At 36.6% G+C, this 7,561-nt stretch carries 7 protein-coding genes; all 7 read left to right on the top strand.

The features are described 5' to 3' along the window. The first annotated feature begins 594 nt into the window (after positions 1-594). Positions 595-729, top strand: a complete 135-nt coding sequence (gene rpmH / locus MKY88_RS23970) for a 50S ribosomal protein L34 (RefSeq protein WP_004233310.1) — start codon at positions 595-597, stop codon at positions 727-729. A 100-nt stretch (positions 730-829) separates the two neighbouring features. Further along, entirely contained in the window at positions 830-1,174 is a 345-nt protein-coding gene (gene rnpA / locus MKY88_RS23965; RefSeq protein WP_328201701.1) for a ribonuclease P protein component, read from the top strand. 354 nt (positions 1,175-1,528) lie between these two features. Continuing rightward, a complete protein-coding gene (gene yidC, locus MKY88_RS23960) occupies positions 1,529-2,299 on the top strand; it encodes a membrane protein insertase YidC (RefSeq protein WP_036121922.1) in 771 nt (256 codons plus the stop codon). Then, positions 2,296-3,099, top strand: a complete 804-nt coding sequence (gene jag / locus MKY88_RS23955; RefSeq protein ID WP_069483098.1) for an RNA-binding cell elongation regulator Jag/EloR — start codon at positions 2,296-2,298, stop codon at positions 3,097-3,099. Before yidC ends, jag begins: the two co-directional genes overlap by 4 nt. Before the next feature lie 237 nt (positions 3,100-3,336). Continuing rightward, the gene (mnmE, locus tag MKY88_RS23950) at positions 3,337-4,722 is read left to right on the top strand and encodes a tRNA uridine-5-carboxymethylaminomethyl(34) synthesis GTPase MnmE (protein WP_340814791.1); all 1,386 of its coding nucleotides are present in this window, start codon (positions 3,337-3,339) and stop codon (positions 4,720-4,722) included. A 27-nt stretch (positions 4,723-4,749) separates the two neighbouring features. Then, positions 4,750-6,642: a tRNA uridine-5-carboxymethylaminomethyl(34) synthesis enzyme MnmG gene (gene mnmG / locus MKY88_RS23945; protein WP_291755876.1), complete on the top strand. Its 1,893-nt coding sequence runs from the start codon at positions 4,750-4,752 to the stop codon at positions 6,640-6,642. 115 nt (positions 6,643-6,757) lie between these two features. Then, on the top strand, positions 6,758-7,474 hold the full coding sequence (gene rsmG / locus MKY88_RS23940; RefSeq protein WP_069483100.1) for a 16S rRNA (guanine(527)-N(7))-methyltransferase RsmG: 717 nt from the start codon (positions 6,758-6,760) through the stop codon (positions 7,472-7,474). The last annotated feature ends 87 nt before the right edge of the window (positions 7,475-7,561 follow it).

The raw sequence follows: 7,561 nt of genomic DNA, 5'->3' as shown, positions 1-7,561 counted from the left end.
GCTACTAATCTCCTTTACAGTGTTCAATACATAAATAAAATTGCATTTATAGAAATGGCAAATACGTTCATTTTATAACTCGTCCACATAATCACAAGTTGTGGATAAAAGTTAACCAAAGGCTGTGATAAAAATTATCCACAGCATATTAACAGTTGTGGATAATTAAAATGTTCATTTCAGTTTTCAACAAAGTGAAGCACAGTAATCGTATCAGAAAAACAAAGCTATTTCAATAGTTTGTGAAACTTATCCACATAGCTTGTAGTTATGCACTTTACAGTTGTCCACAAGCCCTGCTTATGTGAAAAAGCTGTAGATAAATGTTGTGGATAAAAAAATATGCAAAAAATACTATACACAACTCTGTGCAAAAAAAACAAGTACTCTGTGGATAAATATTTTTAAGATAAAGTTATAAATAACGATTTAAATGATCGCTGAGGAAGATGAAAGTAGAATCATTTAGATACATAGAATGGCTCCCTAAAAGAAATTTGTGAAATACATTGACAAAATAACTAGTTACTTTATATAATATTCGAGTCTGTATGTTGAAAAATTCAACTCATATATCAGGAGGTGTCTATATAAATGAAACGTACTTACCAACCAAAGAAACGTAAACACAGCAAAGTTCACGGTTTCCGCGCACGTATGAGCACGAAAAACGGTCGCAAAGTTCTTGCTGCTCGTCGTCGTAAAGGAAGAAAAGTTTTATCAGCATAAAATAAGTCCACTGAGCCACATCAGTGGTCTTTTTTTTCTTTATTTTTGGTAAACCAAGAAATGAGGATCAAAAGATATTATCTATTAGCAGGTGAAAGAAATGAAAAAACGCCAAAGAGTGAAGAAGAATGATGATTTTCAAAAGGTGTTTAAAAAAGGTAAATCTTTCGCTAATCGTCAGTTTGTTGTTTACTTTTTAGCAAAAGAGGGACAAACAGAATTTCGTGTAGGTTTATCGGTTAGTAAAAAGCTTGGGAATGCGGTAAAACGCAACCAAATCAAACGCTATATTCGACATAGTATTATTGATTTAAAGGATGATCTAAAGACGAATATGGATTATGTTATTATCGCCAGACAACCGGCGGCCACTATGGATTTTCATGAAGTGAAACAAAGTTTGCAACATGTACTAAAAATCGCAAAGGTATTGAAGAAAGTGTAATGTATGCAACCGAGTGGTAAAATGCGCCTGTATTATTAGCTTTAAGAATGAGAGTGAAATTGCATACCATAACCTAGGAAAGTATACGTATAGGGGTATTTTTAGCGTTAGATTTCACTTAAAAATATGTTAAATTCGCCACAAAACTCAGGAATAAGTGTATATTGTGAGAATATTTAGTAGAGTGAAACGTTATAGGCATGATAAAATAGCTGATAACTTTATCTTTGTTTAAGCTTAGATAAAGCTGCTGTCAGACGTCACAGATTTTAGGGCAGGAAACTGTCAGTCAGTGAATAAAGAAGATGCATATAGAATTAGAAAAAGTGAATAGTAATTGTAGGGGGAAGAAGGTTGAAAAAACAACATTGGGTAATTTTGTCACTAGTATCAGTAGCTCTACTACTATCTGGTTGTACAGAATTCAATGAACCAATTTCCAAAGACAGCACTGGCTTCTGGAATGAATTCATTGTTTGGCCATTGGTATCAGCGATAAAATATTTTGCTGATCTACTTGGCACGTACGCATGGGGGATCATTGCAGTAACGATTATTATTCGTTTAGCAATTTTACCACTAATGATTAAACAAACAAAGAGTTCTAAAAAGATGCAAGAAATTCAGCCAAAATTGAAGGAACTGCAAAAGAAGTATGCTTCTAAGGATGCTCAAACACAACAACAATATCAGCAAGAAATGATGAAGCTGATGAGTGAATCAGGTGTAAACCCACTTGCAGGGTGTTTACCAGTAATCATTCAAATGCCAATTTTAATTGGTTTCTATCATGCAATTAGCCGTATGAATGCTACATCTACATTTGATTTAGGGAATTTCTTTATCTTCCCTCTAGCAGATCCTGCACCTGCATTAGCAATTACAGCAGGTTTAATGCAATTTATCGTATTACGTACAGGACCAGCAATGGATAATCCTCAAATGAAAATCATGATGTATATTATGCCATTCATGATCATTGCTTTTGGTATGGCCTTACCAGCTGCATTATCACTCTATTGGGTAATCGGGAATATTATTTCGATTTTCCAAAACCTGTATATTTATAAACCTTGGAATAAAGATAAAACACAACCTGCTCAAAATGGAGGGGCTAAAAAGTGAAACAACTTACGCAAATAGGCGCAACAACACAAGAAGCGATCTCATTGGCGTTACAGAAACTTGGCAAAACCCGTGAACAAGTAGATGTTGAAGTTTTACAAGAAGGTAAAAAAGGATTTTTAGGTTTTGGTGCACGTTCTGCAGAAGTTCGTGTTACTGTAAAGGAAGTACAGATTCTGGTAATTGAAAGTGAAGAAGCCGAATCGCAAATAACGACTCAATTAGACAAACAATTAGCTGTAAATGATGTTGAAACAATAAGTTCACAAGTTTCTGATCAACCAAATGAAATCGAAGCTGTACAAAAAGTTGTAAACGAACTAAATGAGGAAGAAGATTCAGCAAACCCAATTGAGGATGCAAAAGCTTATTTAGTAACGATTGCTGAGCAATTGGATATACATGATCTTGAAATAACTACGACACGTGAAGGGAAATACGTTTATTTTCAGCTGAAAAGTGAGAAAGCTGCTCTACTTATCGGAAAACGTGGTCAAACATTAAATTCCTTACAGCAATTAACGCAGCTAGTGCTCAATAAAAGCGCTAAGCAGTTCTTAATGGTGAAATTAGATGTGGAAAACTATCGCGAACGTCGACAAGTAGCTTTAGAGTTACTTGCTGATCGAATGGCGGATAAAGCATTACGTTCAAATCAACGTGTGGCATTTGAACCAATGCCGTCATACGAAAGAAAAATAATTCATAATCAATTAGCTAATCGTCTTGATCTTGAGACGTATTCAGAAGGCTCAGAACCAAATCGTTATTTAGTCATTGAGCCTGTCAAAAACAATTAGATTATTTTCAAAAACATGCAGACACTATAGTTTTAAAGGTCATTTTATCCATCGGGATAAAGTGATCTTTTTTTATGAGGCAAAGAATTGTATTCAGTCCTATAAGAAATGGTTGTTATCCACATTTGGAAATGATCCTTACTTTAGATTTTTGTGAAAATATGTTAGTCTAAGGTGTTAGTAAGTATTGGTCGGTTTCGATTATCCACATGTGGATAACGTTAAGGGGGTCATTAAATGGAGTTTGATACAATTGCTGCGATATCCACACCTATGGGTGAAGGTGCCATAGCCATCGTTCGTTTAAGTGGGGACGAAGCAGTGGCAATTGCAGATAAAATATTTAAATCACCAGGTGGAAAAAGTTTAACGACAAAGGATTCGCACACTATTCATTATGGACATTTAGTGGATCCTAAAACAAACGAGGTAGTAGAGGAAGTAATGCTATCATTGATGCGTGGTCCAAAAACTTTCACACGCGAGGATGTAGTTGAAATAAATTGTCACGGTGGGTTGGTTTCAGTTAATCGTGTTTTACAACTAGCATTAACGAATGGGGCAAGAATAGCAGAACCAGGTGAGTTTACTAAACGTGCGTTTTTAAATGGGCGTATTGATTTATCTCAGGCTGAAGCAGTAATGGATTTGATAAGAGCCAAAACAGACCGAGCAATGAATGTTGCCTTGGGTCAGATGGATGGAAAATTATCAAGACTTATTGGTGACTTGCGCCAAGCTTTACTAGAGACATTAGCGCAAGTAGAGGTTAATATAGATTATCCAGAGTATGATGATGTAGAAGAGATGACTGTACCTGTTTTAGTAGAAAAATGTACATGGGTACGAGATGAAATTATTAAACTTCTCCAAACATCTTCCCAAGGGAAAATATTACGAGAGGGTTTATCGACTGTTATTTTAGGCCGTCCAAATGTAGGAAAATCTTCTCTTTTAAATAGCTTAGTACAGGAAAATAAGGCCATAGTGACAGATATAGCTGGTACTACTCGTGATATTATAGAAGAGTACGTCAATGTACGCGGTGTTCCGCTTCGTTTAGTGGATACAGCGGGGATTCGTGAGACAGAAGACATTGTTGAACGAATTGGCGTAGAACGTTCGAGAGAAGCGCTTCGTGGAGCAGATTTAATATTATTTGTATTAAACTATGCAGATGAGTTAACTGCTGAGGACGAGCGTTTATTCGAAACTATTGAGGCGATGGACTACATCGTTATTATCAATAAAACAGATCTACCGCAAAAAATTAATTTAGCGCGTGTCAAAGAGCTAGCAGGTAAACATCGCATTGTAACAACTTCTCTCTTACAGGAGGAGGGTGTTACAGAGTTAGAAGAAGCGATAGCTGCATTGTTTTTTGAAGGGCAAATTGAAGCGGGCGATTTAACATATGTTTCAAATGCAAGACATATTGCACTATTGCATCAAGCACAGGCGACAGTTGAGGATGCAATAGCGGCTGCTCAAGCTGGAGTTCCAGTTGATATGGTACAAATTGATGTCACAAGAACTTGGGAATTACTTGGTGAGATTATAGGTGACACTGTGCAAGAAAGCCTTATCAACCAACTATTTTCACAGTTTTGCTTAGGAAAATAACTTTAAGAAAGAAAGGAAGATACGAGCATGCCAACAAAATATGAGGCAGGCACGTTTGATGTGATCGTCATTGGCGCAGGTCATGCAGGTTCAGAAGCTGCACATGCAGCGGCTAAAATGGGTGCTAACACACTAATGTTAACGATCAACTTAGATATGATTGCATTTATGCCATGCAATCCATCCATTGGTGGTCCTGCCAAAGGAATCGTCGTACGTGAAATAGACGCTTTAGGTGGCGTCATGGGGAAAGTAATTGATAAAACGCATATTCAAATGCGAATGTTGAATACAGGGAAAGGCCCAGCTGTACGTGCATTGCGTGCACAAGCTGACAAAGTTTTGTATCAACAAGAGATGAAACGCGTATTAGAGGAAACCGAAAACTTAACAATCCATCAAGGGATGGTAGAAGAGCTTATCATTGAGGATGGAGAAGTAACAGGGGTTATTACACAAATTGGTGCTATTTATCGTGCCAAAACAGTAGTTGTCACAACAGGTACCTTCTTACGCGGTGAAATTATTATTGGAGATATAAAATATTCAAGTGGTCCTAATAACCAGCAACCGTCAATTCGCTTAGCCGATAATTTAAAAGAGCTTGGTTTTGACCTTGTTCGATTTAAAACAGGTACACCACCACGTGTTAATAATCGTACAATTGATTATGATAAAACTGAAATTCAGCCAGGAGATGAAGTTCCACGTGCATTTAGTTTTGAAACAACGGAATTCATTATGGACCAACTGCCTTGCTGGTTAACGTATACAAGCCCTGAAACACATGAAATAATTGAGGCCAATTTACATCTTTCACCGATGTATTCTGGGATGATTAAAGGAACAGGTCCACGCTACTGCCCTTCGATTGAAGATAAAGTAGTGCGCTTCAACGATAAGCCGAGACATCAAATCTTCTTAGAGCCAGAAGGACGTAATACACGTGAGGTTTATGTTCAAGGTCTATCAACAAGCCTACCAGAGCATGTTCAAACACGTTTACTAAAATCAATCCCAGGCTTAGAGAATGCAGAAATGATGCGTGCTGGCTATGCCATTGAATATGATTCAATTGTACCAACACAATTGTGGCCAACACTAGAAACAAAGCGCATTAAAGGTTTATATACAGCAGGCCAAATTAATGGTACATCGGGCTATGAGGAAGCGGCTGCCCAAGGATTGATGGCAGGAATGAATGCTGCAGCTAATGTACTTGGCAAAGAGGAATTAATCCTTAGTCGTTCGGATGCCTATATTGGGGTACTAATCGATGATCTTGTGACAAAAGGAACAAACGAGCCTTATCGTTTACTAACATCTCGTGCAGAGTATCGCTTATTGCTACGTCATGATAACGCTGATTTACGATTATTAGAGTTAGCCTATAAAATCGGCATGGTTCCACAAGAACGATATGCCAAGTTTAATGAGAAAAAAGCATTGATTGAAAATGAAATTGCACGTCTTCGTGAAATAATTATTAAACCGAATGAAGCTACACAAGCTGTTATTCGTTCTGCTGGTGGTAGTGAATTAAAAGATGGCATACGTGGTGCTGATTTACTAAAACGCCCAGAAATGCATTATGAGATGATCTCCTCATTAATTCCGGCTGATATCGAATTTACAGAAGAAGTAAAAGAGCAAATTGAAATTCAGCTTAAATATGAAGGCTATATCGAAAAAGCATTGCTACAAGTAGAGAAGCTGCATAAAATGGAAAATAAAAAAATCCCAGAAAACATTGATTATGATGCTATTTCTGGTTTAGCGACAGAAGCGCGTCAAAAATTAAAACAAGTTACACCGCTTTCCATTGCACAAGCCTCTCGTATTTCTGGTGTTAACCCAGCAGATATTTCTATTCTGCTTGTTTACATTGAACAAGGTAAAATCGCGAAAATAAGCGGTTAATAAGAACAGTAAAGTGAATAAGGGGCGGGCATACCATTGTGCCCGCTTCCTATTTTTAAAGCAATACTATTGTTAAGATGTACTAGTATGGCTAGATTAATAAAGGAGACTTTACATGAACGAACAACAATTTATTGAGGCACTTAAAAAAAAGGGCATCGAGCTTTCCGAAAAGCAAATTACTCAATTTAAAAAATACTTTGAATTACTAGTCGAGTGGAATGAAAAGATGAACCTGACTGCTATTACAGATTTAGAAGGCGTTTATTTAAAACATTTCTTTGACTCAATCAGTGCCTCATTTTATTTTGATTTTTCAAAAGTAATAACTGTTTGTGATGTAGGAGCAGGTGCTGGTTTCCCTAGTATCCCAATAAAAATCTGTTTCCCACATTTACATGTCACAATTGTTGACTCCTTAAATAAAAGAATTACATTTTTAAACCATTTAAGTGATGAGTTACAATTAGAAAATATGAATTTTGTGCATGCCCGCGCAGAAGAGTTTGGTCAAAATTTAAAATATCGTGAACAATATGATGTGGTGACAGCACGTGCAGTAGCTCGTTTATCTGTTTTATCGGAGCTATGTGTGCCATTAGCAAAACAAGATGGCTATTTTGTTGCCTTAAAAGCAGCTGCAGGAGCAGAAGAATTAAAAGATGCTAAAAAAGCATTAACAACATTAGGTGTTAAACTGAAAGAAGAATATTCTTTCAAACTACCTGTTGAAGAAAGTGACCGCATTTTATATATATTTGATAAAATAAAAGGAACACCGAAAAAATACCCGCGTAAGCCAGGTGTACCGAATAAAACACCAATTCAATAATTAGTGTTTCATGTGAAACTTTCTCAAAGTAGAATATATTTTTTCTATTTTGAGCATACATACTAGTTATGGATGGTTCACGCAAAA

Origin of the sequence: Lysinibacillus sp. FSL R7-0073 (assembly GCF_038009065.1) — a bacterium.
Classification (GTDB): Bacteria; Bacillota; Bacilli; order Bacillales_A; family Planococcaceae; genus Lysinibacillus; species Lysinibacillus fusiformis.
Note: the sequence above shows the minus strand (reverse complement) of the source record. Positions and strands in the feature narration are given on the sequence as shown.

Coding starts and splice junctions, on each gene's coding strand:
- rpmH (WP_004233310.1), top strand. CDS start 595: ATGAAACGTACTTACCAACCAAAGAAACGTAAACACAGCAAAGTTCAC.
- rnpA (WP_328201701.1), top strand. CDS start 830: ATGAAAAAACGCCAAAGAGTGAAGAAGAATGATGATTTTCAAAAGGTG.
- mnmE (WP_340814791.1), top strand. CDS start 3,337: ATGGAGTTTGATACAATTGCTGCGATATCCACACCTATGGGTGAAGGT.
- mnmG (WP_291755876.1), top strand. CDS start 4,750: ATGCCAACAAAATATGAGGCAGGCACGTTTGATGTGATCGTCATTGGC.
- rsmG (WP_069483100.1), top strand. CDS start 6,758: ATGAACGAACAACAATTTATTGAGGCACTTAAAAAAAAGGGCATCGAG.